At 65.1% G+C, this 26,064-nt stretch carries 24 protein-coding genes and 1 tRNA gene; 14 read left to right on the forward strand and 11 right to left on the reverse strand.

Annotated features, from left to right (window positions below):
* Positions 1 to 74 precede the first annotated feature (74 nt).
* The 7 genes from FN835_RS09075 to FN835_RS09105 are packed head-to-tail and all read left to right on the forward strand — an operon-like array spanning position 75 to position 9,492.
* Complete coding sequence (locus FN835_RS09075; protein WP_142662904.1) at positions 75 to 1,910, forward strand: dipeptide ABC transporter ATP-binding protein; 1,836 nt, start codon at positions 75 to 77, stop codon at positions 1,908 to 1,910.
* The gene (locus tag FN835_RS09080) at positions 1,907 to 3,796 is read left to right on the forward strand and encodes an ABC transporter substrate-binding protein (protein WP_142662905.1); all 1,890 of its coding nucleotides are present in this window, start codon (positions 1,907 to 1,909) and stop codon (positions 3,794 to 3,796) included. The genes FN835_RS09075 and FN835_RS09080 overlap by 4 nt, the downstream gene beginning before the upstream one ends.
* Positions 3,793 to 4,791 carry an ABC transporter permease gene (locus FN835_RS09085; protein ID WP_142662906.1) on the forward strand — a complete coding sequence of 333 codons (999 nt, stop codon included), beginning with the start codon at positions 3,793 to 3,795 and terminating at the stop codon, positions 4,789 to 4,791. Before FN835_RS09080 ends, FN835_RS09085 begins: the two co-directional genes overlap by 4 nt.
* Positions 4,788 to 5,957: an ABC transporter permease gene (locus FN835_RS09090; RefSeq protein ID WP_142662907.1), complete on the forward strand. Its 1,170-nt coding sequence runs from the start codon at positions 4,788 to 4,790 to the stop codon at positions 5,955 to 5,957. The genes FN835_RS09085 and FN835_RS09090 overlap by 4 nt, the downstream gene beginning before the upstream one ends.
* A 9-nt stretch (positions 5,958 to 5,966) precedes the next feature.
* Positions 5,967 to 7,157: a glycosyltransferase family protein gene (locus FN835_RS09095; RefSeq protein ID WP_142662908.1), complete on the forward strand. Its 1,191-nt coding sequence runs from the start codon at positions 5,967 to 5,969 to the stop codon at positions 7,155 to 7,157.
* On the forward strand, positions 7,157 to 8,386 hold the full coding sequence (locus FN835_RS09100) for a glycosyltransferase family 4 protein (protein WP_142662909.1): 1,230 nt from the start codon (positions 7,157 to 7,159) through the stop codon (positions 8,384 to 8,386). Before FN835_RS09095 ends, FN835_RS09100 begins: the two co-directional genes overlap by 1 nt.
* Positions 8,383 to 9,492 (forward strand): glycosyltransferase family protein, encoded by a 1,110-nt coding sequence (locus FN835_RS09105; RefSeq protein ID WP_142662910.1) that lies wholly within the window; start codon positions 8,383 to 8,385, stop codon positions 9,490 to 9,492. The genes FN835_RS09100 and FN835_RS09105 overlap by 4 nt, the downstream gene beginning before the upstream one ends.
* Here FN835_RS09105 and FN835_RS09110 read toward each other — a convergent pair.
* A complete protein-coding gene (locus FN835_RS09110; protein ID WP_185958636.1) occupies positions 9,477 to 10,217 on the reverse strand; it encodes a metallophosphoesterase family protein in 741 nt (246 codons plus the stop codon). The two genes, FN835_RS09105 and FN835_RS09110, sit on opposite strands and share 16 nt — an antisense overlap.
* 344 nt (positions 10,218 to 10,561) lie before the next feature.
* On the opposite strand from FN835_RS09110, the gene FN835_RS09115 reads away from it, so the two are divergent.
* The 5 genes from FN835_RS09115 to FN835_RS09135 all read left to right on the forward strand — a co-directional run bounded on the left by FN835_RS09115 (position 10,562) and on the right by FN835_RS09135 (position 15,833).
* Positions 10,562 to 12,166 (forward strand): ABC transporter substrate-binding protein, encoded by a 1,605-nt coding sequence (locus FN835_RS09115; protein WP_142662912.1) that lies wholly within the window; start codon positions 10,562 to 10,564, stop codon positions 12,164 to 12,166.
* Positions 12,167 to 12,239: 73 nt separating this feature from the next.
* Positions 12,240 to 13,247, forward strand: coding sequence for an ABC transporter permease subunit (locus FN835_RS09120; RefSeq protein ID WP_142662913.1), 1,008 nt, complete (start codon positions 12,240 to 12,242; stop codon positions 13,245 to 13,247).
* A complete protein-coding gene (locus tag FN835_RS09125; protein ID WP_142662914.1) occupies positions 13,244 to 14,146 on the forward strand; it encodes an ABC transporter permease subunit in 903 nt (300 codons plus the stop codon). Before FN835_RS09120 ends, FN835_RS09125 begins: the two co-directional genes overlap by 4 nt.
* Before the next feature lie 5 nt (positions 14,147 to 14,151).
* Positions 14,152 to 14,994, forward strand: coding sequence for an ABC transporter ATP-binding protein (locus tag FN835_RS09130; protein ID WP_142663001.1), 843 nt, complete (start codon positions 14,152 to 14,154; stop codon positions 14,992 to 14,994).
* Positions 14,991 to 15,833: an ATP-binding cassette domain-containing protein gene (locus FN835_RS09135; protein ID WP_142662915.1), complete on the forward strand. Its 843-nt coding sequence runs from the start codon at positions 14,991 to 14,993 to the stop codon at positions 15,831 to 15,833. The genes FN835_RS09130 and FN835_RS09135 overlap by 4 nt, the downstream gene beginning before the upstream one ends.
* Positions 15,834 to 15,923: 90 nt before the next feature.
* Here FN835_RS09135 and FN835_RS09140 read toward each other — a convergent pair whose 3' ends face one another.
* A complete protein-coding gene (locus FN835_RS09140) occupies positions 15,924 to 16,958 on the reverse strand; it encodes a lysine-2,3-aminomutase-like protein (protein WP_142662916.1) in 1,035 nt (344 codons plus the stop codon).
* A 106-nt stretch (positions 16,959 to 17,064) separates the two neighbouring features.
* Here FN835_RS09140 and FN835_RS09145 point away from each other — a divergent pair, with 106 nt between their 5' ends.
* Together FN835_RS09145 and FN835_RS09150 are read left to right on the forward strand one after the other, a co-directional pair.
* A complete protein-coding gene (locus FN835_RS09145; protein WP_142662917.1) occupies positions 17,065 to 17,826 on the forward strand; it encodes an SDR family oxidoreductase in 762 nt (253 codons plus the stop codon).
* Positions 17,827 to 17,918: 92 nt separating this feature from the next.
* Positions 17,919 to 18,209, forward strand: a complete 291-nt coding sequence (locus FN835_RS09150; protein WP_142662918.1) for a hypothetical protein — start codon at positions 17,919 to 17,921, stop codon at positions 18,207 to 18,209.
* A gap of 66 nt (positions 18,210 to 18,275) precedes the next feature.
* Here FN835_RS09150 and FN835_RS09155 read toward each other — a convergent pair.
* The 9 genes from FN835_RS09155 to FN835_RS09195 all read right to left on the reverse strand — a co-directional run bounded on the left by FN835_RS09155 (position 18,276) and on the right by FN835_RS09195 (position 26,063).
* Positions 18,276 to 18,351: transfer RNA gene (locus FN835_RS09155), tRNA-Phe, on the reverse strand.
* 75 nt (positions 18,352 to 18,426) lie between these two features.
* On the reverse strand, positions 18,427 to 18,609 hold the full coding sequence (locus FN835_RS09160) for a DNA gyrase inhibitor YacG (protein ID WP_142662919.1): 183 nt from the start codon (positions 18,607 to 18,609) through the stop codon (positions 18,427 to 18,429).
* Complete coding sequence (locus FN835_RS09165) at positions 18,609 to 19,661, reverse strand: ribonuclease E/G (RefSeq protein WP_142662920.1); 1,053 nt, start codon at positions 19,659 to 19,661, stop codon at positions 18,609 to 18,611. The genes FN835_RS09160 and FN835_RS09165 overlap by 1 nt, the downstream gene beginning before the upstream one ends.
* Positions 19,658 to 20,278, reverse strand: a complete 621-nt coding sequence (locus tag FN835_RS09170; RefSeq protein WP_142662921.1) for a Maf family protein — start codon at positions 20,276 to 20,278, stop codon at positions 19,658 to 19,660. Before FN835_RS09170 ends, FN835_RS09165 begins: the two co-directional genes overlap by 4 nt.
* A 60-nt stretch (positions 20,279 to 20,338) precedes the next feature.
* A complete protein-coding gene (gene infA / locus FN835_RS09175) occupies positions 20,339 to 20,557 on the reverse strand; it encodes a translation initiation factor IF-1 (protein WP_010397442.1) in 219 nt (72 codons plus the stop codon).
* A 151-nt stretch (positions 20,558 to 20,708) separates the two neighbouring features.
* Positions 20,709 to 21,788, reverse strand: a complete 1,080-nt coding sequence (locus FN835_RS09180; protein ID WP_142662922.1) for a FliM/FliN family flagellar motor C-terminal domain-containing protein — start codon at positions 21,786 to 21,788, stop codon at positions 20,709 to 20,711.
* A gap of 63 nt (positions 21,789 to 21,851) precedes the next feature.
* Positions 21,852 to 24,521 carry an ATP-binding protein gene (locus FN835_RS09185; protein WP_142662923.1) on the reverse strand — a complete coding sequence of 890 codons (2,670 nt, stop codon included), beginning with the start codon at positions 24,519 to 24,521 and terminating at the stop codon, positions 21,852 to 21,854.
* The gene (locus FN835_RS09190; protein ID WP_142662924.1) at positions 24,511 to 24,771 is read right to left on the reverse strand and encodes a hypothetical protein; all 261 of its coding nucleotides are present in this window, start codon (positions 24,769 to 24,771) and stop codon (positions 24,511 to 24,513) included. Before FN835_RS09190 ends, FN835_RS09185 begins: the two co-directional genes overlap by 11 nt.
* Positions 24,768 to 26,063, reverse strand: coding sequence for a helix-turn-helix domain-containing protein (locus tag FN835_RS09195; RefSeq protein ID WP_142662925.1), 1,296 nt, complete (start codon positions 26,061 to 26,063; stop codon positions 24,768 to 24,770). Before FN835_RS09195 ends, FN835_RS09190 begins: the two co-directional genes overlap by 4 nt.
* Position 26,064: the final 1 nt, after the last annotated feature.

Here is a 26,064-nt window from a genome sequence, read left to right on the forward strand (position 1 = left end):
TCCTCCGCGTGGCATGGACAGCCTGCCGCGCCTTGACTAGCATCGCACCTGTCGAAATGACAGCCGGGCCACGCATGAGCGATTTCCGCGATCTGCTGCGAATCGAAAACCTGAATGTGGTCTTTCCGCTTTACGGTGGCCGTATTCAGGCGGTGCGCGACGCATCCCTGCGTATCCTGCCGGGCCGCGTCACGACGCTGGTTGGGCAATCGGGATCGGGCAAGTCGGTCATCGGGCGCTGCATTATGGGGCTGCAGCCGAAATATGCCCAAGTGTCGGGCAACATCATGTTCGACGACCCGGCCCGCGACCACAGCTTGCCCGTCGATCTGACGCGCCTGCCGCAGGACGGGCGGCAGATCCGCGCCATTCGCGGCAACCGCATCGGCATGATCTTTCAGGAACCGATGAGTTCGCTCTCGCCCGTGCACACCATCGGCAACCAGATAGACGAGGCGCTGCGCATCCATTCCGTCCTTTCGCCCCGCGAACGCGCCGAGCGGGTCGAGGCGATGCTGGCCGATGTCGGGTTCCGCGACCCGGCCCGCGTCATGCAGATGTATCCGTTCGAACTGTCGGGGGGGATGCGCCAGCGCGCCATGGTGGCCATGGCGCTGATCTGCGATCCGGCGCTGCTGATCGCGGATGAGCCAACGACCGCGCTGGACGTGACCATTCAGGGGCAATTGCTGAAGCTGCTGCGCAAGTTGCAGGAACGCCGCGGCATGGCGATGCTGCTGATCACCCATGATCTGGGCGTGGTCGCGAACCTCTCGGACGAGGTGGTGGTGATGTATCGCGGCGAGGTGGTCGAGGCCGGCCCGACCCAGCCGATTTTTCGCCAGCCGCGCCATCCCTATCTGCGGGCGCTGATGGATGCAGTGCCGCATTTCGACATGCCCCCCGGCGAACGCCTGCGCCCTTTGGTCCCGGCGCGGGTCGATGTGGCAAGTCTGGGGCGGGCCGTGCAGCCTTGCCAAGGGCCGGTATTGCAGGTCAGCGGGCTGGTCAAATCCTTTGCCCCGCGCGGTGGCGGCCTGCGGCGTCCGCAGGCGGTGCGCGTGGTCGATGACGTGGGCTTTACCATCGCGCGCGGCCAGACGCTGGGGCTGGTCGGCGAAAGCGGCTCGGGCAAGACGACGGTGGGCAAGATGATCGTGCGGGCGATCACGCCTGACGCGGGTCGGGTCACGCTGGACGGGCAGGACATGCTGGCGGCGCAGGGGCCTGCGCTGATGGCGCTGCGCCGCCGGGTGCAGATGGTGTTTCAGGATCCCGTGTCGTCCCTTTCGCCGCATATGACCGTGGGCAGCATCCTGACCGAGCCGCTGGAGGTGCATGGCATCGGCGACCGCACCAGCCGCCGCGCCCGCGCCCGCGACCTGATGCGGGCGGTGGGCCTGCCCGACCGTGACCTTGCCCGCTATCCGCACAGTTTCAGCGGCGGGCAGCGCCAGCGCATCGGCATCGCCCGCGCCCTTGCGCTTGGCCCCGAACTGATCGTCTGCGACGAGGCGACCTCGGCGCTTGACGTGTCGGTGCAGGCGCAGGTTCTGAACCTGCTCAAGGATTTGCAGCGCGATCTGGGCCTGACCTATCTGTTCATCTCGCACAATCTGGCGGTGGTGAATTACATGGCCGATCAGGTCGCCGTGATGCAGGGGGGCCGCATCGTCGAAATCGGCCCGCGCGAGGTCATCATGCGCGATCCTGTCCACCCCTATACCCGCGCGCTGCTGGCCGCCGTGCCCTATCCCGATCTGGACCGCCCGCTGGATTTCGCGACGCTGGCCGCGACGCAGGAATGGGCGCCGGTCTTCGTGGGGCCGCAGCTTGCCGCGCTGGACCTTGGCGCGGGTCATCAGGTGCTGGCCCGACCCGGCGCGGATGCCGCACAGGTGCGGGCATGACGCGCCTGACCCGCCGACAGACGCTGGCGCTGCTGGCATCCGCCATTCCTGTGGCCGCGGGGGCCGAGCCTGCGTTTCACGGCGGCCCCGCTCTGCCGGACCAGCCGCCGGTCGGGCATCGCCTGCCGCTTATTCCGCGCGTCGTGCATCTGACCGGACCGGGGCAGGCTGCAGGGCAATATGGCGGGCGGCTGCGCATTCTGGTCGGAGGGGCGCGGGATGTCCGCTATGTCCCCGTCATCAGCTATGCCCGGCTGGTCGGCTATGACCGCGACCTGATCCTGCAGCCCGATATTCTGGAGCGCTATCACGTCGCGAATGAACGCATCTTCACATTCCGGCTGCGGCGCGGGCATCGCTGGTCGGACGGCAGCCCCCTGACCGCCGAGGATTTCCGCTTTGCGTGGGAAGACATTGCGCTGAACCCGGAAATGTCGCGCGGCGGTCCGCCTGCGGATATGCGGGTGGATGGCGAACCCCCGCGATTTCAGGTGCTGGACGATCTGACCGTGCGTTACAGCTGGGACGTGCCGAACCCGGCCTTTCTGGGGCGGCTGGCCGCGCCCGTGCCGCCGCGTCTGGTGCTGCCCCATGCCTATCTGCGACAGTTTCATCCCGATTACGCCAAGCCCGAGGACATTGCCCGCCACGTTGCCCAGCAGCGCGTCGATGACTGGGTGGCCTTGATGCAGAAGATGTCGCGCCAGAACCGGCCCGAAAACCCCGACCTGCCTACGCTTGAGGCGTGGGTGCCCCGTACCGCGCCCCCGGCCGAGCAGTTCATCTTTACCCGCAACCCCTATTTCCACCGCATCGACCACAAGGGCCAGCAGCTTCCCTATATCGACCGGCTGGAGCTGAACGTGACATCGGCCGATCTGATCCCCGCCAAGGCCGGGGCCGGAGAGGCGGATCTGCAGATGGTCGGTCTGGATTTCGCCGATTACACCTATCTGAAACAGGCCGAGAAACGCTTTCCGATCAAGCTGGACTTGTGGAAACGCAGCCAAGGCTCGCGCATGGTGCTGGTCCCGAACATGAACTGCGCCGATGCGGGCTGGCGCGCGGCGGTGCAGGACGTGCGTTTCCGCCGCGCGCTGTCGCTGGGCGTGGACCGACACGAAATCAACATGGTCGTGTTCTTCGGGCTGGCGTCCGAGGGGGCGAATACCGTCCTTCCCGACTGCCCGCTTTATCGTCCAGAACTGGCGCGGATGTGGGCCGAATACGATCCCGACCGCGCCAATGCGCTGCTGGATCAGGCGGGATTTGTCCGAAACGGCCGGGGATTGCGGCAAATGCCCGACGGTCGGCAGATGCAGATCATCGTGGATACGACAGGCGAGAGCACGCTTCAGACCGACATCCTGCAACTGATCGACGGGCATTTCCGCGACATCGGCATTCAGTTGATCCCCCGCGTCAGCCAGCGCGACCTGTTCCGCAGCCGGGTCATGGCAGGTCAGGTTGTCATGGCCGCGTGGGAGGGGCTGGATTGCGGCATCCCCAATGCCGATATGCCACCGAACGGCTTTGCCCCGGTCACGGACGATCAGGTGCAATGGCCTCTTTGGGGCGCGCATTACGTCTCGGGCGGGACGGCGGGTCAGGCGCCGGACCTGCCTGCCGCGCAGGAATTGCTGGCGCTGTATCGCGAATGGCAGGCCGCCCCCGCCACCTATCAACGGGCCGAGGTCTGGGACCGCATCCTGACGCTGTGGGGTCAGCAGGTCTTTACCATCGGCACGGTCAATCAGGTGCTGCAACCCGTGGTGCGCCGTGACAATCTGCGCAACATGCCCGATGACGCGCTTTATGGCTTTGATCCCACTGCCTATCTGGGGGTCTATATGCCCGACACCTTCTGGCTGGAGGGCAAGGCATGATCCGTTACCTTGCGTGGCGCGTGGCGGTGATGGTGCCGACGCTGGTCCTGATTTCGATGCTGGTGTTCACAATCATCGAATTGCCGCCCGGCGACTATTTCGAAAGCTATGTGCAGGAACTGCGCGCCATGGGCGAGACGGCGGACCTGCAGGAAATCGAGGATCTGAAGACGCGCTACGGTTTCGACCAGCCCGTGCCGATCCGTTACCTGCACTGGGTCGGCGGGATGCTGCGCGGCGATTTCGGCTATTCCTTCGAATACCGGATGCCGGTGTCCGAGGTCGTGGGCAGTCGCATGTGGCTGACGGTGTTGGTGTCCATGGTGACGATCATTGTCACATGGGTCATCGCATTTCCCATCGGCATCTATTCGGCCACACATCAATACAGCTGGGGCGATTACGGGCTGACCTTTCTTGGCCTGCTGGGGCTGGCGATCCCGAATTTCATGCTGGCGTTGATCCTGATGTATTTCGCCAATGTCTGGTGGGGCGTGTCCATCGGGCATCTGATGGACCGCGAATTCATGGGCCAGCCGCTTAGCTGGGACAAAGCGCGTTCCATCCTGTCGCATCTGTGGATACCCGTGCTGATCATCGGCACGGCAGGCACGGCGGGCATGGCGCGGCGCCTGCGCGCCAACCTGCTGGATGAGCTGGACAAGCAGTACGTCACCACCGCCCGCGCCAAGGGGCTGCATCCGGGCCGCGTGCTGCTGAAATATCCGCTGCGCATGTCGCTGAACTTTTTCATCGCCGACATAGGCTCGATCCTGCCCGCCATCGTGTCGGGGGCCGAGATCACGGCGATCGTGCTGTCGCTGGAAACCACCGGCCCGCTGCTGATCCGGGCGCTGCAATCGCAGGACATGTATCTGGCCGGGTCGTTTCTGATGTTTCTGGCGTTTCTGACGGTGATCGGCGTGCTGATCTCTGACATCGCGCTGGCGGCGCTGGACCCGCGCATCCGGCTGTCGGGCAGGGCGCGCAAATGATCCGCCTGCCGCCACCCGGCGAGCCTTTGCCCCATAGTGTATCGGACGCGCCCTTTGATCCCGTGGCAGATCACGCGCAGGACGAAGGCGGCAAGCTTGCCCATGCATCGCAGATCCGCGTCATGTGGTGGAAATTCCGCCGCCACCGCGTCGCGGTCTGGTCGGCGGTGTTTCTGGCGCTGATGTATCTGACGGCGGCATTTGCCGAATTTCTGGCGCCCTATGACCTGCATACCCGCGACACGGCGAATATCTATGCCCCGCCGCAGCAGGTCCGGCTGTTCCACGATGGCCGCTTCATCGGCCCCTATGTCTATGCCCGCACGATGCAGCTGGACATGGAAAACCTGCAACGGGTCTATGCCGAGGATCGCACCCGCCCTGAAAAGCTGCGCTTCCTGTGCCGGGGCGACGAATACCTGCTGTGGGGGCAGGTGGCGGGGGACCGGCATCTGGTCTGTCCGTCCCAGGGCGGCAGCGCCTATTTCCTTGGGACGGACAGGCTGGGGCGGGACATCCTGTCGCGCATCATCCACGGCGCAAGGATTTCGCTGACAATCGGCATCCTTGGCGTCGCCATGAGCTTTGTTCTGGGCATCGTGATCGGCGGGCTTGCGGGCTATTACGGCGGCTGGATTGATGCGATCGTGCAGCGCATGATCGAGGTCTTGCAATCCATCCCCTCGATCCCGCTATGGATGGCGCTGGCGGCGATCATGCCGGTGACCTGGAGCCCGCTGCTGGTCTATGCCGGGATCACCATCATCCTTGGGATGCTGGACTGGACCGGGCTTGCCCGTGCCGTCCGCTCCAAGCTGCTGGCTCTGCGCGAAGAAGATTACGTGCAGGCCGCCCAGATCCTTGGGGCAAGGCCGCGCCGCATCATCGCCCGCCATCTGGTGCCGGGCTTCATGTCGCATCTGGTCGCCTCGGCCACGCTGACGATTCCCGGCATGATCCTTGGCGAAACCGCGCTAAGCTTTCTGGGGCTTGGACTGCGTCCGCCCGTGACTAGCTGGGGCATCCTGCTGACCGAGGCGCGCAGCGTCAATACGCTGGCTCTTTACCCGTGGTTGTTGTTTCCCGTCATCCCTGTCGTTCTTGTGATCCTTGCCTTCAACTTCATGGGCGACGGGTTGCGTGACGCCGCCGATCCACTGCGCTAAGTGAGCCATATGACAAGCCTAAAAGACGCGCGCATCCTGCTGTATAGTCACGACACTTTCGGTCTGGGCCATCTGCGCCGCTGCCGTGCCATCGCCCATGCGCTGGTCGAGGCATATAGCGGCCTGCAAGTCCTGATCATTTCAGGCGCGCCCATCGCGGGGGCGTTCGATTACCGGGCGCGGGTCGATTTCGTCAAGGTGCCCAGCGTCATCAAGCTGCGCAACGGCGAATACACCTCGCTTGCCGAGCATGTCGATCTGTCGGACACGCTGAAGATGCGGCGCTCGATCATCCTTGAAACGGCGCGCAGCTTTGCGCCCGACGTGTTGATCGTGGACAAGGAACCCATGGGCCTGCACGGCGAGATCGAGGAGACGCTGGCCGTGCTGAAAGGCATGGGCACGCGGCTGGTCCTGGGTCTGCGCGAGGTGATGGACAGCCCTGAACTGCTGGCTGCCGAATGGTCACGCAAAAAGCTGATGCCGCGGGTGGATCAGTATTTCGACGACATCTGGGTCTATGGCCCGCGCGGTTTTCACGACCCGCTGATGGGGCTGGAGGTGCCCGCGCCGGTGCATGACCGGATGCGTTATGTCGGGTTTCTGAAACGCACATCTTACGGGATCGAGCCGCGCCCGGTCGATGAACCCTATATTCTTGTCACGCCGGGCGGTGGCGGGGACGGGGCGGAAATGATCCGCGATGTGATCGCCGCTTATCGCCACGCGCCCGATCTGCCGCAGCGGGCCGTAATCGTGCTTGGCCCCTATATGCCCGCCGAACAGCGCGCCGAACTCCGCAAGCTGGCCTGCCGCCATGACAAGTTGGAGGTGATGGATTTCTCGCCCCGGATGGAGGATCTGATGGCCAATGCCGCAGCCGTCATCTGCATGAGCGGTTACAATACCTGGTGCGAGGTGCTGTCCTTTGACAAGCCCGCGCTGATCCTGCCCCGCACCGAACCCCGAGAGGAGCAGTTGATCCGCGCCCGCCGCGCCACCGATCTGAACGCCGCGACCATGCTGATGCCGGAACAGTCCTGCGATCCGGCGGTCATGGCCGATGCGATCCGGGCGCTGGGGCGGCAGCTTCCGCCCTCGGTCGGGTATCCGCATCCCGATCTGGACGGGCTGGAGAACATCATCCGCATCATGGGCGAATGGCTGGCCCCCAAGCGGGTCGGGGCGGTCGCCGTCTGATGCGTAAGACCGTTGTGCTGCTGAAGGGCTATCCGCGCCTGTCCGAAACGTTCATCGCGCAGGAATTGCGCGGGTTGGAACTTGCGGGGCAGGAGTTGCATCTGGTCTCGATGCGCCACCCGACCGATACGCGCCGTCATCCGGTGCATGACGAAATTCAGGCGCCTGTCAGCTATCTGCCGGAATATCTGCATGACGAACCGCGCCGTGTTCTGCGCGCCTTGGCTCGGGTGGCGGCGCGTGCCGGGTTTTGGGCCGCGGCGCGGCGGTTTCTGGGCGATCTGATCCGCGATCCCAGCCGCAACCGGGTGCGGCGGTTCGGGCAGGCGGCGGTGCTGGCGGCGGAATGGCCGCGCGATGCGGGCTGGCTGCATGTGCATTTCCTGCACACGCCCGCATCGGTGGGCAGCTATGCCGCCTTGATGATCGGGACGGGCTGGACGGTATCGGCCCATGCCAAGGACATCTGGACGTCGCCGGACTGGGATCTGCGCGCCAAACTGGGCCATGCGGATTGGTGCGTGACCTGCACGCGGTCGGGTTGGGAACATCTGCGATCCTTGGCCCCGCGCGAGGAGACGGTGCATCTTAGCTACCACGGCCTGAACCTTGACCGTTTCGGCCCTTGGGACGGCGCGGCTTCGGATCGGGACGGGTTGGGCGATCCGGTGCGGCTGGTCAGCGTCGGACGGCTGGTCCCGAAAAAGGGCTATGACGTGCTGCTGCACGCGCTGGCGTTGCTGCCTGCAGACCTGAACTGGCGCTTTGACCATATCGGCGGCGGGCCAGAGATCGAGACGCTGCGCCCGCTGGCCGCGGAATTGGGGCTGTCGGACCGCATCGCGTGGCGCGGAGCCTTGCCGCAGCAGGACGTTCTGGCGTTGTATCGCGAAAGCGACCTGTTCGCGCTGCCCAGTCGCATCACCCCGGACGGCGACCGCGACGGGCTGCCGAACGTGATGGTCGAGGCGGCAAGCCAGCGGCTATGCTGCATCGGCACGAATATCTCGGGCATCCCGGAACTGTTCACCGACGGCGAAAACGGCCTGCTGGTCCCGCCCGAAGATGCGCCCGCGCTGGCCGCCGCGCTGGAACGCGCCATGCGTGATCCGGCGTTGCGGGCACGGCTGGGGCAGGCGGCGGAAACGCGGGTGCGGCGGGATTTCAACGCCGCCAGCAGCGTGGCCGAGTTGAAGGCGCTGTTTCAGGCAAGCTGGGGGCGGGCATGAAGGTGATGTTCTATGTCCAGCATCTGCTGGGGATCGGCCATCTGGCCCGCGCCAGCCGCATCGCGCAGGCGATGGCGGCGGATGGGGTGCAGGTCACGGTCGTCACGGGGGGGATGCCGGTGCCCGGCTTTCCCGCTCTGGGCATCGCGCATATGGCTTTGCCGCCGATCGCTGCCGGGACCGAGGGCTTTGCCGATCTGGTCGATGCCAAGGGCGTGCCCATCGACGACGCATTCCGCGCCACGCGCCGCGACGCGCTGCTGGCGGCGTTTGATGCCCTGCGCCCCGATGTGCTGCTGATCGAGGCGTTCCCCTTTGGCCGCCGTCAGGTGCGGTTCGAATTGCTGCCGCTGCTGGATGCGGCCCATGCCCGCCAGCCTCGTCCGCTGATCGCTGCATCGGTGCGCGACATCCTGCAATCGGGGCGCAAGCCGGGGCGCGACCGCGAAACGGTCGAAACGCTGGCCGCGTTCGACGCGGTGCTGATGCATGGCGACCCGACATTCGCCCGGATCGAGGAAAGCTTTCCCCTGGCCGATGAGATCGCGGACAAGGTGCATTATACCGGCCTTGTCGCGCCCGCCCGCCCGCAACCGTCCGAACGGTTCGACGTGATCGTCTCGGCTGGCGGGGGTGCGGTGGGTGCGCCGCTGATTTCGGCGGCGATGGGCGCGCGTGACCTGCTGCCGGATCACCTGACATGGTGTGTGCTGACCGGGCCGAACCTGCCACAAGCCGAATATGACGCGATCGCGGCGCGGGGGGGCGACCGGCTGGCCGTGCATCGGTTCCGCCCCGATCTGGCGGGGCTGATGGCGGGGGCAGGGGTCTCGGTCTCGCAGGCGGGTTACAACACGGTCTGCGATGTGTTGCAGGCAGGGTGCCGCGCCGTGCTGGTCCCCTTTGCCAGCGGCGGAGAGACAGAGCAGACGCTGCGCGCCGAAAAGTTGGCGGGGCTGGGGCTGGTGCGGATGCTGCCCGAAGACGGATTAAGCGCCGAATGCATGGCCGCCGCGATTGCCGACGCGCCGCCGCAGGGGCAGGTCGGTCTGCGTCTGGACGGGGCGGCGGAAACTGCGCGGCTTTTGCGTCAGATGATCAGCTGACGCAGCCGCGCGCCGGGATCGGGTCGGTGCGCGGGCGGACCGAATGCGACATTGCGGCAATAGCAGCCCTCGATCACCGCGCTATGGGCGCGGTGCGCGTGGCCGAACAGCCACTGCCGGGGCCGGTGCCTGCGGATCAACGCGCCAAGATCCGAGGCGAACAGGTCTGGCATGGGCTGATCGGGCGGCAGCAGATCGGGATGAGGGGCATGATGGGTGACGACCGTGGCATCCGGCCCGCTCTCGGCCAGCGCATGGTCCAGCCAACCCACGTGCCTGCGATGCATCGCGGTGATGGTCCGGGGCGAGGCACCTGCGATGCGGTCCGCGTCGCGTCCAAGATCCTGCGCAATATCGGTCCACAGGGTCGCACACAGAAACCTTTGTCCCGCAATCGTCACGGTGCGTTCCTGCGCAAAGCCCACGCCATGCGCGGCGCAAATGTCGGCCAGCGCATCGTCGCGGTCCAGCGAAAGGCCGTAATAATCGTGATTGCCCGGCACGATATGGATGCGCCCCGGCGCCACGCGGTCGGTCAATGCGGACAGAAAACGCGGCCATTTGCGCAATGCCTCGTTCGACAGATCACCCGCGACGATCAGCCCGTCCAGCATCGCCCATTCCGGCATGGTCAGCGCGTCCAGCGGATTGCGTCCTGCATGTTTCCAATGATCCAGGTGCAGGTCGGCGACCACCATGATGCGCGCTGCCATCGTCATATCCATCCGCCATTCCGTGCCCCTGCAGCTAATCCACCGCGCCCATACGCGCAACGGTTGACACATCGCCTTGTCCGCGCGACCCTTTGCGTGATGCGCGCCGATCCGCAGGCAAGAAGAGCGTTTTCGAATCTTTTGCGCAGCAAGGAAATGGTTCGCCAAGCCGCGCCGTGAAACGGGAAGATCTACCTTCGGGCGTTTGGCAGAATGACAGTAAAGCTGTCAGACTGCTGCATTCCGCTACGTCAGATGCGGCGATATGCCCGCGGTAAAGGTCAAGGCTCTTGACCTGAGGTTTGGTTTGGTTTGCATCGGCAGGCTGAAGAACAAAACACGACATGGGAGGCAAAATGTCGCTCTTCTCCACCCGGTTCCTAGCCGCGTCGGCTTTCGCGCTGATGGCTGCGGCACCGCTGCACGCAAAGACCTTTGTCTACTGCTCGGAAGGTTCGCCCGAAGGTTTCGACCCGGCACCCTATACCTCGGGCACGACGTTCGATGCGTCGGGTCACGCGGTCTATAACCGTCTTGTGCAGTTCAAACCCGGCACCACCGAAATCGAACCCGCTCTGGCAGAAAGCTGGGAAGTTTCGGAAGACGGCCTGACCTACACCTTTCACCTGCGCAAAGGCGTCAAGTTCCACTCGAACGACAAGTTCACCCCCTCGCGCGATTTCAACGCCGATGACGTGATCTTTACGTTCAACCGTCAGGCAAATGCCGATGATCCGTGGCACCAGTATATCGCCGGGATCACGTATGAATATTACTCCTCGATGGAAATGGACAAGCTGATCAAGTCCATCGAGAAGGTTGACGACAACACCGTCAAGTTCACGCTGAACCAGCCTGAAGCGCCGTTCCTGGCCAATGTGGCGATGCCCTTCGTGTCGATCGTCAGCAAGGAATATGCCGACGCGCTGGACGCGGCGGGCACGAAGGAAGACCTGAACAACGCGCCGATCGGCACGGGTCCGTTCAAGTTCGTGGCCTATCAGAAAGACGCCGTGATCCGTTACCAGAAGAACGCCGATTACTGGGGCGAAGCGCCCAAGATCGACGATCTGATCTTTGCGATCACGCCCGACGCCTCGGTCCGTCTGCAAAAGCTGAAGGCAGGCGAATGCCACCTGATGCCTTACCCGTCGCCGGCCGACATCGCGGACATCCGCAACGACCCGAACCTGAAGCTGGACGAACAGGCTGGTCTGAACGTGGGCTATCTGGCCTATAACACGACCGTCGCGCCCTTCGACAAGCCCGAGGTCCGCAAGGCCCTGAACATGGCGATCGACAAGAAAGCCATCGTGGATGCGGTCTATCAGGGCGATGCGGAAATCGCGAAGAACCCGATCCCGCCGACCATGTGGTCCTATAGCAACGCGATCGAGGACGACAAATACGACCCCGAAGCGGCCAAGAAGATGCTGGAAGATGCCGGCGTTTCGGGCCTGACGATGGAAGTCTGGGCGATGCCCGTCCAGCGTCCCTACATGCCCAACGCCCGCCGCACCGCCGAGCTGATCCAGAACGACATGTCGAAAGTTGGCGTGAACGTGGAAATCGTCAGCTACGAATGGGGTGAGTATCTGAAAAAGTCGATGGAAGCGGGCCGCAAGGGCGCCGTCATCCTGGGCTGGACGGGCGATAACGGCGACCCGGACAACTTCCTGACCGTGCTGCTGTCCTGCGCCGCCGCCACCGAAGGCGGGGCCAACCGCGCATTCTGGTGCAACAAGGAATTCTCGGACCTGCTTGCCAAGGCCAAGTCTTCCTCGGACCACGATGAGCGCGTGAAGCTGTACGAAGAGGCGCAGGTCATCTTCAAGAAAGAAGCGCCTTGGGCCACGCTGGCACATTCGACGCAATATGTGCCGATGGCCAAGAACGTGACGGGCTTCGTGCAGTCGCCGCTGGGTGACTACACCTTCGAAACCGTGGACCTGGCCGAGTAAGGCCAAGCCAATCTGCAACTCATGCGGCCGTGCGGGGGGCGACCCTTCGCACGGCCCTTAGGTTAAGGGTCTGATGCTTAGATTCATCCTCTCGAAACTTCTTTACCTGATCCCCACGATGCTTGGGATCACGCTGGTGGCCTTTGGCTTCATCCGGCTTTTGCCGGGCGATCCGGTCTTGCTGATGGCGGGCGAACGCGGCGTCTCGCCCGAACGCTACGCACAGATTTCGGCCCAGTTGGGCTATGATCAGCCCATGTGGCAGCAGTATTTCACCTATCTTGGCAATCTGCTGCAGGGCGATCTGGGCAATTCGATCGTCACCAAGAAACCCGTGCTGGCCGAGTTCCTGTCGCTGTTTCCCGCGACGGTCGAGCTTGCGCTGGTCGCCATCGTCATCGCCACCCTGATCGGCGTGCCGGTGGGCGTCATCGCCGCCATCAAGCGCGGATCGTGGTTCGACCAGATTTCGATGACCGGGGCGCTGGTCGGCTTTTCGATGCCGATCTTCTGGTGGGGGCTGCTGCTGATCATCTTTTTCTCGGGCGTGCTGCAATGGACGCCGGTGTCGGGGCGCATCAGCCTGATGTATTTCTTCCCGTCCGTGACGGGCTTCATGCTGATCGACAGCCTGATTTCGGGGCAGGAGGGCGCGTTTGCTTCGGCCGTCAGCCACCTGATCCTGCCCTCGATCGTGCTGGCCACGATCCCGCTGGCAGTCATCGCACGCCAGACCCGTTCGGCGATGCTTGAGGTGATGGGCGAGGATTACGTCCGCACCGCCAAGGCCAAGGGCCTGCCGATGCGCCGCGTGATCGGCGTCCATGCGCTGCGCAACGCCATGATCCCCGTCATCACCACCATCGGTTTGCAGATCGGCGTGCTGATGGCCGGGGCCATTCTGACCGAAACGATCTTCAGCTGGCCGGGCATCGGCAAGTGGATGATCGATTCCATCTCGCGCCGCGACTATCCCGTGGTGCAATCGGGCCTGCTGCTGATCGCGGGCATCGTGATGGTCGTGAACCTGATCGTGGACCTGACCTATGGTCTCATCAACCCGAGGATCCGCCACAAATGACCGATACCACCGTCAAAATCACCAACTCGGCCATGCGCGGGCGGATGCTGCGCGAATTCTGGTTCTATTTCAGCCAGAACCGGGGGGCCGTCGCGGGTCTGGTCGTCTTTCTGCTGCTGGTGCTGACCGCCATCTTTGCGTCGGTGCTGGCACCCCATGATCCGACGCAGCAATATCGCGATGCGCTGTTGCTGCCGCCGATCTGGGATGAAAACGGGCGCGCGGGCTTCATCCTGGGCACCGATGCCGTGGGCCGGGACATGCTGTCGCGGCTGATCTATGGCGCACAATATTCGCTGTTCATCGGCATCGTCGTCGTCGCCATCGCGCTGACCGGCGGCATCATCATCGGGCTTGTCGCGGGCTTTTTCGGCGGCTGGGTCGATACGGTTATCATGCGGGTCATGGATGTCGTGCTGGCATTCCCATCGCTGCTGCTGGCTTTGGTGCTGGTTGCGATCCTTGGGCCGGGCCTGACCAATGCGATGATCGCCATCGCCATCGTCTATCAGCCGCATTTCGCGCGTCTGACGCGGGCGGCGGTCATGTCGGAAAAGGCGCGCGAATACGTCACCGCCGCCAAGGTGGCGGGCGCGTCGAACCTGCGCCTGATGTTCAAGACGATCCTGCCCAACTGCCTGGCCCCGCTGATCGTGCAGGCCACGCTGTCGTTTTCCAGCGCGGTTCTGGACAGCGCGGCGCTTGGTTTCCTTGGCATGGGCGCGCAGCCCCCGGCATCCGAATGGGGCACCATGCTGGCCGAGGCGCGCGAATTCATCCTGCGCGCCTGGTGGGTCGTGACCTTTCCGGGCCTTGCCATCCTGATCTCGGTCCTTGCGATCAACCTGATGGGCGACGGGTTGCGGGATGCGCTTGACCCGAAACTGAAGCGGAGCTGATGACCATGTCTATCCTCAACATCCGCAACCTGACCGTCCGCTTTGCCACCTCGACCGGCAGCTTTACCGCTGTGGACGGCATCGACGTGCGCGTGGACAAGGGCGAAGTGCTGGCGATCGTGGGCGAATCTGGCTCGGGCAAGTCGGTGTCGATGCTGGCGGCGATGGGGCTTTTGCCCGACACCGCCACGGTGACGGCCGATGAAATGACCTTCGACGGTCAGAACCTGCTGGCCATGTCGCCCCGCGACCGCCGCCGCATCATCGGACGAGAGATCACGATGATCTTTCAGGAACCTATCGCATCGCTGAACCCGTCCTTCACGGCGGGCTACCAGATCGAGGAGGTGCTGCGCTACAACGCGGGCATGTCCAAACGCGATGCCCGCGCCCGCGCGCTGGAGCTGTTCAAACAGGTCGGCATCCCCGAACCCGAGGAGAAGCTGAAAAGCTATCCTCACCAGATGTCGGGCGGCCAGTGCCAGCGCGTGATGATCGCAATGGCGATTGCCACCGGCCCGCGCCTGCTGATCGCCGACGAACCGACGACCGCGCTGGACGTGACCATTCAAAAGCAGATCCTGGACCTTTTGATGAAGTTGCAGGAACAGACCGGCATGGCACTGATCCTGATCACCCATGACATGGGCGTGGTCGCGGAAACCGCCGACCGCGTGCAGGTGCAATACAAGGGCAAGAAGATGGAGGAAGCCGACGTGCTGTCGCTGTTCGAAGCACCCAAGCACCCCTATACCCGCGCATTGCTTTCGGCGCTGCCGGAAAACGCCACGGGCGACCGCCTGCCCACCGTCAGCAGCTTCATGGTGGAACCGGAGGTGAAGGTATGACTGTTGTCGTCGAAGGTCGCGCCATCACGCGCGATTATCTGGTCCCCGGCTCGCTGACCCGCAAGGCGAAAACCGTCCACGCGGTCAAGGGCATCAGTTTTGCCGTTGAACGCGGCAAAACGCTGGCCATCGTGGGCGAATCCGGCTCGGGCAAATCGACTTTGGCGCGGATCATCGCGCTCATCGACCCGGCATCAGGCGGCGAGCTGCGGATCGAGGGCCAGCCCGTCGATATCGCCAGCCAACGCCTGACGCGCGAGATGCGGTCCAAGGTGCAGATGGTGTTCCAGAACCCCTACGGCAGCCTCAACCCGCGCCAGAAGATCGGCGACGTGCTGATGGAGCCGCTCCTTCTGAACACGGACACCCCCGCCGCCGAACGCAGGCGACGGGCCGAGGAGATGCTGGTCAAGGTCGGCCTGCCGGTCGAGGTCTTCAACCGCTACCCGCATATGTTCTCGGGCGGGCAGCGCCAGCGGATCGCGATCGCGCGCGCCCTGATGCTGAAACCGACGCTTCTGGTGCTGGACGAACCCGTCTCGGCCCTTGACCTGTCGGTGCAGGCGCAGGTTCTGAACCTGCTGGCGGATCTGCAGGCCGAGTTCAATCTGGCCTATGTCTTCATCAGCCACGATCTGTCGGTGGTGCGCTACATCGCCGACGACGTGCTGGTGATGAACAAGGGCGAGGCCGTGGAACAAGGCACCCGCGAGGCGGTCTTTGCTGCGCCGTCGCACCCCTATACCCGCGAATTGTTCGCCGCGACCCCGATCACGGATGTCGAGGCGATCCGCGCCCGCGTCGCGCGCCGTCAGGCATTGCGCGCGGCTACGATCTGAAGAAACCGCGCCGCGAAACCCGCGGCGCGGCCATTCTTCTTGGTTCCTGAAATACCCTCGGGGGGTCCGGGGGGCGAAGCGCCCCCGGTGCTACGCTTCGGGGTCGCGATATTCGTGCAGATTGCCGCGCCAGTCCCGCACATGATACCGCCCCGTATCCAGCGTCTCGACATGGCCCAATCCCAGCGGCGCCTTGCCGTGCCCCCCCGGCAAATCCAGCACATAGGTCGGCAGGCACGTCCCCGAGATACGCCCGCGCAGGCTGGCCATGATCGCCTGACCTTCAGCAATCGTGGTGCGGAAATGGCTGGTTCCCCGCGCCAGATCGCAATGATGCAGGTAATAGGGCTTCACCCGGTTGCGGATCAGGGCGCGGAACAATTCGGCCAGGATCCCGGCATCGGCATTCACCCCCCGCAGCAGCACCGATTGCGACAGCAGCGGGATGCCCGCATCGGCCAGCCGCGCCAGCGCCGCGCAGGCGTCAGGCGTCAGCTCGGCGGGGTGGTTGGTATGCAGCACAACCCAGACCGCCAGCCGGTCAGGCCGAAGCGCCGAAAGCAGGGCCGCGTCGATCCGGGCAGGGGCCACCACCGGCACGCGGGTATGAAACCGGACCACGTCCAGATGCGGGATCGCCGCCAGCCGTGTCATCAGCGCAGCGATGCGGCGGGCCGACAGCACAAGGGGATCGCCGCCGGTCAGGATCACCTCATGAATCGCCGGGGTGCGGGCGATGTAATCCAGCGCGGCATCCACCTGATCGGGCGGCAGGTTGCCGCTGTCGCCCACCGTCTCGCGTCGGAAGCAGAAGCGGCAATAGACCTCGCAGGTCTTGGTGATGTGCAAGATCACCCGGTCGGGATAGCGATGCGTCAGGCCGGGGGTTGGGCTAAAGGCATCGTCGCCGATCGGGTCCAGCAATTCCTCGGGGCGCGTGACCAGTTCCCGCACATCGGGCACGAATTGCGCGGCGATGCCCGGATCGGCGCTTTGCATCGCGGGCGTGATGCGGATGCGGAATTCCTGCGCCACCCGCTCTAGTCGCGGATCGGCCACGGCCAGCCCGGCTTGCGTCAGCTCGGGCAGGGTGGTCAGCGGGCGAAGGCGATTGGGTATATTCATCTGGGTTTCCCGGTAAGCGCAGGCTTATCCGCTTTCCCGACGCGATTTGCAATGGCGCAGCCAGACACAATGTATACATTGATCGCGACTCAAGTTGGGGGAAATCATGGAATTGTTCGATCTGTCAGGCCGCACCGCACTTGTGACCGGCTCATCGCGTGGGCTGGGCCGCGCCATGGCCGAAGGTCTGGCCAAGGCGGGGGCGCGTGTCGTGCTGAACGGCGTCAGCCCCGACCGTCTGGCCGAAGCCGAGGCCGAGATGCGCGCAGCAGGCCATGACGTTCTGACCGCAGCCTTTGACGTGGCGGATGAGGCGGCGGTGGTCGCAGGCTTTGCCGCGCTGGATCAGGCCGGGGTTCAGGTCGATATTCTGGTCAACAACGCGGGCATCCAGTTCCGCAAACCGATGCTTGAGCTTGCGACTGCCGACTGGCAGCGCGTGATCGACACCAATCTGACGGCGGCCTTTGTCGTGGGGCGCGAAGCCGCGCGGCGCATGGCGGGCCGGGGCCGGGGCAAGATCGTCAATATCGGCTCGCTCACCTCGGAACTGGCGCGGGCGACGATCGCGCCCTACACCGTCGCCAAGGGCGGCATCAAGATGCTGACCAAGGCGATGGCTGCCGAATGGGGCGAGCTGGGCATTCAGTCGAATGCCATCGGACCGGGCTACATGATCACCGACATGAACGAGGCGCTGATCGCGAACCCTGATTTCGACAAATGGGTCAAGGGCCGCGTCCCCATGCGGCGCTGGGGCAAACCCGAGGAACTGGCGGGCATCGCGATCTTTCTGGCCTCGGATGCGTCGAACTATGTCAACGGGCAACTGATCATGGCGGATGGGGGCATGGCCTCGGTCCTTTAGGAAATTCGTCGCCGCCGGGAATAGCCAAGCCTCGTCGTCCGTAACCCTTTTGCAGCCGCGAAGTGCTGCCCAGAAAGGGATGGAAAAGGACGATGAGGCTGTTTCACATCATGCTGACCGCTGGGGCGCTGGCCCTTGCTCCCGTTGCGGCCCTTGCCGATGACGACGACCGCCAGCGCTATCGCATATCCGAGCGTGACGCGCTGGAGCATCTGCTGATGCGCGGCGTGATCGGATGGGGTTATCCGCCGCATCACGGCTGGTATTACGACGACCGCCGCAGATCGCGTCATGTGGATTGGGATGACGACGACGATGACGACGATGACGACGATGACGGCCGGCGCGGGCGCTATCGTGGTGACGACGATGATGACGACTGACCGGATTGGCGTCTGCCGACCGCAAACGGTCTGGCTATGTCGCAGTATCGGGATAAGGGGGAGGAGTGGTGCCCGGAGACGGATTTGAACCGCCGACACGCGGATTTTCAATCCGCTGCTCTACCAACTGAGCTATCCGGGCGTCGCGCTTTCGCTTTCGACTGGCGGGTAATTAGGCGACACGCGCGGCGGTGTCCAGAGAGAAAAGACAGATTTTTTACTCTTCTGTATCACGCTGCCCGGAAGCGTTGCCAAGGGCAGCATCGGGGTCGTCCACGGGCTCGCCCGGAATGCGGTAGTCGCCCCGCAACCAATGCGCAAGATCGACATCCGCGCAGCGGCGCGAGCAGAAGGGGCGATAGCGTTCGGTGGCGGGCTTGCCGCAGATCGGACAGGCCATCACAGCGTCTCGGCAAGGCGCGACAAAGGCATCCGGTCGCGTTTGCGGCTGATCTCGAAAAGTCCCATCGCGGTCCAGCCGATCAGCACAGTCTCGGCGGCCTCGGCCTTGAACGCGGCGCGCAGGGTCTGTTCCAGCGTGCCACGGTCGCGCTTGGGCATCGGGGCGAAATCGACGACGATCTGCCCGCCCAGACCGCGCAGCCGCAACTGGCGGGGCAGATCGCGCGCCAATGCGATATTGGCCTTGAGCCCGGCGGCAGGCGAGGTGTCGGCGCCGGTATTCACGTCGATCGCGACCAGTGCGCGCAGCGCCTCGATTTCGGCCCAAGCGCCTGCGCCCAGATCGACGCGGGGCGACAGCAGCGCCTCGACTGCATCGGTCGTCCCGGTCTGGTCGAATGCATCGGGGCCGTCTTCCACCGCATCGGGCGCGGGTTCGGCCCAGTCGTGCCACGCGGCCTCGGCGGGTTCGGGGGCGTCCAGCAGCAATTCGGGCTGGCCGTCGGCATCCGCGGTCACGGCGCGGGCAAGGTCCAGAAGCTGGTTCAGCTCATCCGCGATCTCGTCCAGTTCGGCCTGAGCGGCGGCGCTGCGAAAGACGATACCGGGGGCGTCTGCCTGCCCCTCGATCGCGGCTTCGCCAAGACCGGCCAACTCCTCGCGGATGTCATCTTCGCGGATGCGGCGCGACACGTTCACGCCCGGCATCCCCGGTGTCACGATGACATTGCGACCCCGGAAATTCAGGCGCGACGATACCGGGATCGCCTTGCCATCCTCGGCCGCGCCGCTGATCTGAACCAGCAGCGCCTGACCTTCGCGCAGGCCACCGCGGTCGCGCAGATAGCCCTTGGCACCATCGGGCAGGCGCAGGAACACGCCGCCCTGACCCTTGACCAGACGGTCCACCTTGCCCCGGCAAATGGCGCCGGGGGCAAGCGGCGTCGCGCCGGTGGGGTCGATGATCAGGTCCTGCAGCACGCCGTCCTGCACCAACGCGGCGGCATCGCGGCCAAAGACCTGACCCAGAACGATCTGACGTCCCTTCATGGTTTCCCCCGTATTCCGATATGCGCCAGCATGGTGGCGGTTTCCGCAAGCGGCAGGCCCACCACGGCGCTGTATGATCCCTGCATCCACGCGACGAACGCACCGGCGCGGCCCTGGATGCCATAACCGCCCGCCTTGCCCTGCCATTCGCCCGAGGCGACGTAGCCCTCGATCTCGGTGGGGGACAGGGGGCGCAGGCGGATTGTGGTTTCGACCAGACGTTCGTGCAATCTGCCACCATGCGCCAGCGCGACCGAGGTCAGCACGCGGTGGCGCCGCCCGGACAAAAGCCGCAGGAAAGCCCGCGCCTCATCCGCATCCTCGGGCTTGCCCAGAATACGCCGTCCCGCCACGACCGAGGTATCGGCGCACAGCACCGCGCCATCCGCGCCCGTCAGGGCTTGCGCTTTCTCGCGGGCCATGCGGGCGGTATAGTGGCGCGCATCTTCGGCGCGGTGGGGCGTTTCGTCGATATCGGCGGGCAGCACCTGATCGGGCACGATGCCGATCTGGGCCAGCAGTTCCAGCCTGCGCGGGCTGGCCGATCCCAGCACCAGCCGGGGAACGCCGAAAGCCCCGGCAGCGGCATCCGCGCGGGGTTGGGTCTGTTCAGTCATGGAAAAACCGCCTTCCACTTGCCTGCATCTGCGGACGCGGCCGCAGATGGGGCAGAGGGCTTACTTGAAGCGGTAATTGATCCGCCCCTTGGTCAGGTCATAGGTGTTCATTTCCACCTGCACCTTGTCGCCTGCCAGAACGCGGATGCGGTTCTTGCGCATCTTTCCTGCCATATGTGCGATGATCTCATGGCCGTTTTCAAGCTCGACCCGGAATGTCGCATTGGGCAGGAGTTCCTTCACGACGCCGGGAAATTCGAGCATTTCTTCCTTGGCCATGTTCTCTCCTGTAAGGGTGACCCGCTATGTGACGGGCGCCCGCTACATGCGTCCGCAGGGCCGGATTTTCAAGGGGAATCTGACTTGCAGGCGCAGGAGAGCTTGGGCAATGTGTCAGGATGGGCCGTTTTTGTGACCGAAACGGGGCTGTTCAGCCATGCGACCGGGCCTGTTCAGGTGGGGCGTGACGGGTGGCCTGTCCTGCATCAGGTGCGCTTCGGAAGGCGTCGGGCTGATCCAGATCCGCTATCGGCACGGCGTCGGTCGGCGTGGCTTTGGGCTCGGCACTGGCCCTAAGCCGGATGGCGTGCATCCCTTCTGCCTCACCCAGACGGCCACGGGCCAGCAACTGGCCGGCGGTCGTTTCGATCCGCGCATCGTCCAGTGCGTTCTGTGGAAGCGGGATCACCGCACCGGGCACAAGGCCGCGCAGGGTCCGCAGGCTCAGCGTGCGGCGGCACAGCACCCCCACGACCCGGACAGGGGCCTGCTGCATCGCGATTGCCAGCGTTGGTGCGGGTGGCGACTGCTGCGGCGTTTCGGCGGTGATCTGCATCTGGCCGGAGGCGGGCCTGGTCTTGGCCAGATGCGTCGCGGGCAGCGCCAGCAGGATCAAGCCGTCGCGCTGACCGCCGCCGCCGATGCGGAATTTCAGCACCAACCGCGTCATTTCGACGTCATCCAGCATCAGCCCAAGCGGGCGGGGATCGTCCAGATATGTCGCATAACGGAACTGCCCAAAGTCCGGCATGTCCGGTCTGCCGCCCAGTTCCCGCGTCAGCTCAGCCAGAAATCCGTTCACAAGATCGGCGGTGATCGCGGCATCGGTCCGCGTCGCGCGCCGTGGCACGGGCGGGCGCGAGGTGACACGGCCAAGCGCCTGCATCTCGATCAGCGAGGTCAGCAGCGCGGGGCAGATCGCCATCACCCCCAGCATGTCCCGCCCGCCTTCCAACACGGCCAGCAGGGCGCGTTCGGGCAGCAATTCGGACAGTTCCGACAGGCTGACCGGGCCAAATTCGGCCTTTTCGACAAAGACGGGCAATCGATGCAGCCGTTCTGCGGCGCGCCCCAGCGCGGTCGCGGCGGCGCGTTCAGTGCTGACATGTGCCGCATCGCGAAGCGCCAGCGCGGTCTGCAACGCGGGGCCGCGCAGTTTTTCGCGTTGGGCGATCATACGGCGCAGGACGGGGGCACCAATAGCCGGGCTTTCCGAATTCACGCTGTCCATATCAATATCCGAATCGTCGTTACCCCCAAGGGACAGCATCGCAACGAGTGGTTTCCAAAAGGTTTACCCGGAAACGGCCCCGGCATTTTCCCGATCGGTCATTCCCGGCGGACGCGCGGGCAGCGTGATGCGGAATGCCGCGCCGCCCTGTCCGGGCAGATAGACGATCGTTCCGCCCAGAAATTGCATGATCTCGCGGCAGATCGCCAGGCCAAGCCCCGCGCCGCCTGCCCGCGAAGGATCGTCCAGCCGTGCGAATTTTTCGAATATCAGGGCGCGATTTGCAGGCGCGATGCCCGTGCCGTTGTCGCCGATGTCGATTTCGGTCGTGCCGTCCGGGCGGCGGCGGGTCTGGATGCGGATCTCGGGTTCGGGCGCGTCGCAATATTTGCGGGCATTGGCCAGAACGTTCAGCAGCACCTGCAGCAGCCGGTCGGCGTCGGTGATCAGCATCAGCTGTTCGCCCGGAATGTCACGGCTTAGCGTGAACCTGCGCCCGTCCGGGCCTGCAGGGGTCGAAAGCAGCGCGCGTTCGATCAGGTCATGCAGGTTCAGCACGCGGGGCAGCAGCTTGGCCTGACCCGATTCCAACACGGCAAGGTCCAGAATATCCTCGATCAGGCGGGTCATGCGGCGGGTTTCGTCATGGATGATCGCGGCAAAGCGGGTGCGGTCGTCGCGACCCAGCTGCGGATCCATCAAAATTTCGGAAAACGCCCGGATCGAGGTCATGGGCGTGCGCAATTCGTGGCTGATCTGGCCCAGAAAGGCGTCCTTCTGCGCGGAAAGCGCGGTCAGCTTGTCATTGGCCTCTTGCAGCTTGCGGGCAGAGCGGGCCAGTTCCTCGGTCGCGGTTTCAAGGCGGATATTGTCGGCGCGGGCCTGACTGGCCTCGCCCGCGACCTCCATAAGGTCGGCCACGGTCACGCCGCCGCGCCCGGTCACGCGACCCATCAGGGCGGCAGCGGTCGCAGCGCCCACGGTCCCGGCGATCTGACGCTCGAACTCGGACAGGAAACGCGGGGTCATATCCGGCAGATAGCCCGATTTGCCTTGTTCAAGCGTGGCGGCGCGAAACAGCGAAAGCGCCCGGTCGCTGCCCCAAAGCCTGCCTCCCAGCGTCAAAAGCGCCTCGGCCCTGTTGCCGCCCGCCGCATCGCGGGGCGAGCGGTCGGGGGCGATGGCGTGGACAAAGGACAGGGCTTGCAACCGTTCGACCGGGTTCGGGAAATCGAACAGCGATACAAGCGTCAGCACGGCCATGTTCAGCCCCAGCGCCAGCAGAACCGCGCCCGCAAAGGGGTCGATCCCGTCCGGCATGGGCGGCGCGCCGATCAACCCCAGCGAGGGCAGGAAGATCAGCGAAAACCACACCGCGGCCCCCAGCGCGATCCCGGCCATTGCGCCCCTGCGCGTCGCGCCGCGCCAGCACAGCCCGGCCACCATTGCGGGCAAGACCTGCGCCATGCCGGAAAACGCGACGATCCCCATGACCGCAAGCGCCGAGGTGCCGCCCGACATCTGGTGATAGGCCCAGCCGCCGCCGATAATGGCAAGGATCGCCAGCCGTCTGGCGTTCAGCATCATGGCGCGCAGATCCTCGCGTCCTGCGCCGGGCAGGGGACGGGCATGAAAGCCGCCGCGCAGCCAAAGCCACACAGGCACCAGCCAATGGTTCGCCATCATGGTCGAAACGGCGATGGCGCTGACCACAACCATCGACATGGCCGAGGAAAAGCCGCCGATAAAGGCCAGCCCTGCCAGCGCGTCCTGTCCCTGCGACAGCGGCAGCTCCAGAACGTAAAGATCGGGATTGGCGCTTGCGGGCATCATGTCGCGCCCGACCACGGCGATGGGCAGCACCAGAAAGGTCATCACGAACAGGTAAAGCGGGAATGCCCAGCCCGCGTGGCGCAGGCGGTCGTCATCGCTTGCCTCGACCACCATGACCTGAAACATGCGCGGCAGCACGATGACGGCCGCGCCCGACAGGGTGATCAGAACGGCCCAGCGGTCGGGCTTGATGATCCAGCCCGCGCCTTCGGGGGATGCGGCAATGCGGTCGATGCGGGCCAGCACGTCGCCCGGCCCGTCCGCCAGTCCCCACAGGACAAAGCAGCCGACGGCGACAAAGGCCAGCAGCTTGACCACCGCCTCAAGCGCGATGGCCATGACGACGCCGTGGTGGCGTTCGTCGGCGGCCAGATTGCGCGTGCCGAACAGGATGGTGAACGCCGCCAGCCCCAGCCCCGTCCAAAGCGCGATGCCGCCGGGCACGACGCGGCCATCGGTGGCAAATGCCGACAGAGCCATATGCACGGATTGCAATTGCAGCGCGATATAGGGTGTCACCGCCACCACGGCGATCAATGTGACCAGCGCCGCCAGTCCCGCCGATTTGCCGAAGCGGCTAGAGATGAGGTCCGCGATCGAGGTCACGCGATGCATCCGTGCCACCCGCACCAGATGCCGCAGACCCCACCATGCGCCCGCAAAGACGATGCCGGGGCCAAGATAGATGGTCATGAACTCCAGCCCGGACCGCGTGGCATAGCCGACCGCGCCGTAAAACGTCCATGCCGAGCAATAGACCGACAGCGACAGCGTGTAGACCAGCGGGCTGTCCATCCAGCGCCAGCGGCCCGCCGCGGCCGCGCGGTCTGCGGCATGGGCCAAAAGGAACATGCCCGCGACATAGATGATGCCCGCCGCGCCCAGCGTCTCAGGCGTCATCGTCATCCTCCGGCGCGTCTTCCGACCAGCCGATGGCGCGATGCAGCAGCGCGGTCGCCAGAATGGTCAGGCTCCAGCCGCAGGCCAGCCAAATCGTTCCGGCGGCAAAGCTGAAACGGGCGGGCAACCAGATCGGCGGCAGCAGCACCAGCAGCGCAAAGATGACGGGGACCAGCCGCGTCGCCTCGATCATGCGGCGGCGGCGATATGCGGTGCGGCCCAGAAACAGGCGACGGCTGCGCGGTCTCATGCCGGGCCAAGAATCGAGGGTTCGTGACGGGCAGGGCAGGCCGGACGCGGGCAGATGCGGCAGGCCGGACCGACCGCCAAAGGCGTGCGGTCATGGCCACCACCTGCGGGCAACAGCAGCATCTGCGCGCGGCTAAGGGGCGGGCCGTCAAAGCCCATGGGCAGCAGCCTTTCGGCCACGGCCCATGCCAGAAACCGCCCGCCGCCCGGCGTTTCGATCAGCCGCACCACCGGCAGCTGAGGTTGGGCCAGCGCCTCGAACAGCGGCCAAAGCGCGCAGCCTTCACCGGGGCGCGGCAGTTCGAACCCACCCGGCGCATGGCGAAACAGCGTGGCGCCCGAACCGTCGCAGATGATCAGCCCGGCATTCGCCCATGGACCGGGGCGCAGCACGCCCAGACGGCGCAGCACCAGATCCAGCGGACGACCGATCCGCACGGCCAGCGCCGCGGGGTCGAAGCCGTCGAAAGAACCGGCGGCGCTGGCCAGTTCCGCATCGGGCAGCATCGCCCGGTCGCGGGCTTGCGCCGTCAGCAAATCCTGCGCCAGAGCACGCGCCGCATCCGATGCCAGACCGTCGGGCTGGGGTTGACCTGCGGCGATCCACGCCTCGACTTCCTCTTGCGGCGACATGGGCACGGCGTCGTCTTCGAACGTGTCCAGATATGCGACCAGCGATTGCGCGGTGCGGGCAAGACGCTGGCTGTCACTGTCCAGATTGGCGTGGAAACGTTCGCGCCATTCGGTCTCGATATCCGGCGTTTCCGACAGGATCGAGGCGGTCGAACGCACGGCGGTTACAGCTGACTGGACTTCGTGCAACGTAGCCAGCAGATAGGGGTCGCGCGTCATGCGGTCTGACAGCGCGATCAGCCGCCGCTCCAGTGCATCGGCCCGACGGACCGAGGCGGACAGCGCCGTGGCCCAGCCCGGAAACCGTGCGGCAAATTCCGCAATCTGGTCCAGCTCGATGATCAGCGAATGGTCCTGTGCCAGCGCCGCCGCCTCTCGCAGGCCCGAGATCAGCGCCTCCTCGCGGTCCGAGGCAAGCTCGGTCGCGTCGATTTCCAGCGCCTCGGCCAGCCGCGCCAGCAGCGCCTCGCCCACGGGGCGGCGGTTGTGCTCGATCAGGTTCAGATAAGCGGCCGAGATTTCGGCCCTCCGCGCCACCTCGGTCTGGCGACAACCCAGCGAAAGCCTGCGTTCGCGGATGCGCGTGCCGATCAGCGGCCTTTTGGCCTGAGGTCGGGCTGCGGCGCGTCCGGGGGTGGGATTTTGCGGCGGGCGCGGCATG

Origin of the sequence: Paracoccus laeviglucosivorans (genome assembly GCF_900182695.1) — a bacterium.
In the GTDB taxonomy this organism is placed as follows: Bacteria; Pseudomonadota; Alphaproteobacteria; order Rhodobacterales; family Rhodobacteraceae; genus Paracoccus; species Paracoccus laeviglucosivorans.

Excerpts from the sequence above, each read along its gene's own strand:
- FN835_RS09075 (WP_142662904.1), top strand. The coding sequence starts at position 75 with ATGAGCGATTTCCGCGATCTGCTGCGAATCGAAAACCTGAATGTGGTC.
- FN835_RS09080 (WP_142662905.1), top strand. The coding sequence starts at position 1,907 with ATGACGCGCCTGACCCGCCGACAGACGCTGGCGCTGCTGGCATCCGCC.
- FN835_RS09085 (WP_142662906.1), top strand. The coding sequence starts at position 3,793 with ATGATCCGTTACCTTGCGTGGCGCGTGGCGGTGATGGTGCCGACGCTG.
- FN835_RS09090 (WP_142662907.1), top strand. The coding sequence starts at position 4,788 with ATGATCCGCCTGCCGCCACCCGGCGAGCCTTTGCCCCATAGTGTATCG.
- FN835_RS09095 (WP_142662908.1), top strand. The coding sequence starts at position 5,967 with ATGACAAGCCTAAAAGACGCGCGCATCCTGCTGTATAGTCACGACACT.
- FN835_RS09100 (WP_142662909.1), top strand. The coding sequence starts at position 7,157 with ATGCGTAAGACCGTTGTGCTGCTGAAGGGCTATCCGCGCCTGTCCGAA.
- FN835_RS09105 (WP_142662910.1), top strand. The coding sequence starts at position 8,383 with ATGAAGGTGATGTTCTATGTCCAGCATCTGCTGGGGATCGGCCATCTG.
- FN835_RS09110 (WP_185958636.1), bottom strand. The coding sequence starts at position 10,217 with ATGGATATGACGATGGCAGCGCGCATCATGGTGGTCGCCGACCTGCAC.
- FN835_RS09115 (WP_142662912.1), top strand. The coding sequence starts at position 10,562 with ATGTCGCTCTTCTCCACCCGGTTCCTAGCCGCGTCGGCTTTCGCGCTG.
- FN835_RS09120 (WP_142662913.1), top strand. The coding sequence starts at position 12,240 with ATGCTTAGATTCATCCTCTCGAAACTTCTTTACCTGATCCCCACGATG.
- FN835_RS09125 (WP_142662914.1), top strand. The coding sequence starts at position 13,244 with ATGACCGATACCACCGTCAAAATCACCAACTCGGCCATGCGCGGGCGG.
- FN835_RS09130 (WP_142663001.1), top strand. The coding sequence starts at position 14,152 with ATGTCTATCCTCAACATCCGCAACCTGACCGTCCGCTTTGCCACCTCG.
- FN835_RS09135 (WP_142662915.1), top strand. The coding sequence starts at position 14,991 with ATGACTGTTGTCGTCGAAGGTCGCGCCATCACGCGCGATTATCTGGTC.
- FN835_RS09140 (WP_142662916.1), bottom strand. The coding sequence starts at position 16,958 with ATGAATATACCCAATCGCCTTCGCCCGCTGACCACCCTGCCCGAGCTG.
- FN835_RS09145 (WP_142662917.1), top strand. The coding sequence starts at position 17,065 with ATGGAATTGTTCGATCTGTCAGGCCGCACCGCACTTGTGACCGGCTCA.
- FN835_RS09150 (WP_142662918.1), top strand. The coding sequence starts at position 17,919 with ATGAGGCTGTTTCACATCATGCTGACCGCTGGGGCGCTGGCCCTTGCT.
- FN835_RS09160 (WP_142662919.1), bottom strand. The coding sequence starts at position 18,609 with ATGGCCTGTCCGATCTGCGGCAAGCCCGCCACCGAACGCTATCGCCCC.
- FN835_RS09165 (WP_142662920.1), bottom strand. The coding sequence starts at position 19,661 with ATGAAGGGACGTCAGATCGTTCTGGGTCAGGTCTTTGGCCGCGATGCC.
- FN835_RS09170 (WP_142662921.1), bottom strand. The coding sequence starts at position 20,278 with ATGACTGAACAGACCCAACCCCGCGCGGATGCCGCTGCCGGGGCTTTC.
- infA (WP_010397442.1), bottom strand. The coding sequence starts at position 20,557 with ATGGCCAAGGAAGAAATGCTCGAATTTCCCGGCGTCGTGAAGGAACTC.
- FN835_RS09180 (WP_142662922.1), bottom strand. The coding sequence starts at position 21,788 with ATGGACAGCGTGAATTCGGAAAGCCCGGCTATTGGTGCCCCCGTCCTG.
- FN835_RS09185 (WP_142662923.1), bottom strand. The coding sequence starts at position 24,521 with ATGACGCCTGAGACGCTGGGCGCGGCGGGCATCATCTATGTCGCGGGC.
- FN835_RS09190 (WP_142662924.1), bottom strand. The coding sequence starts at position 24,771 with ATGAGACCGCGCAGCCGTCGCCTGTTTCTGGGCCGCACCGCATATCGC.
- FN835_RS09195 (WP_142662925.1), bottom strand. The coding sequence starts at position 26,063 with ATGCCGCGCCCGCCGCAAAATCCCACCCCCGGACGCGCCGCAGCCCGA.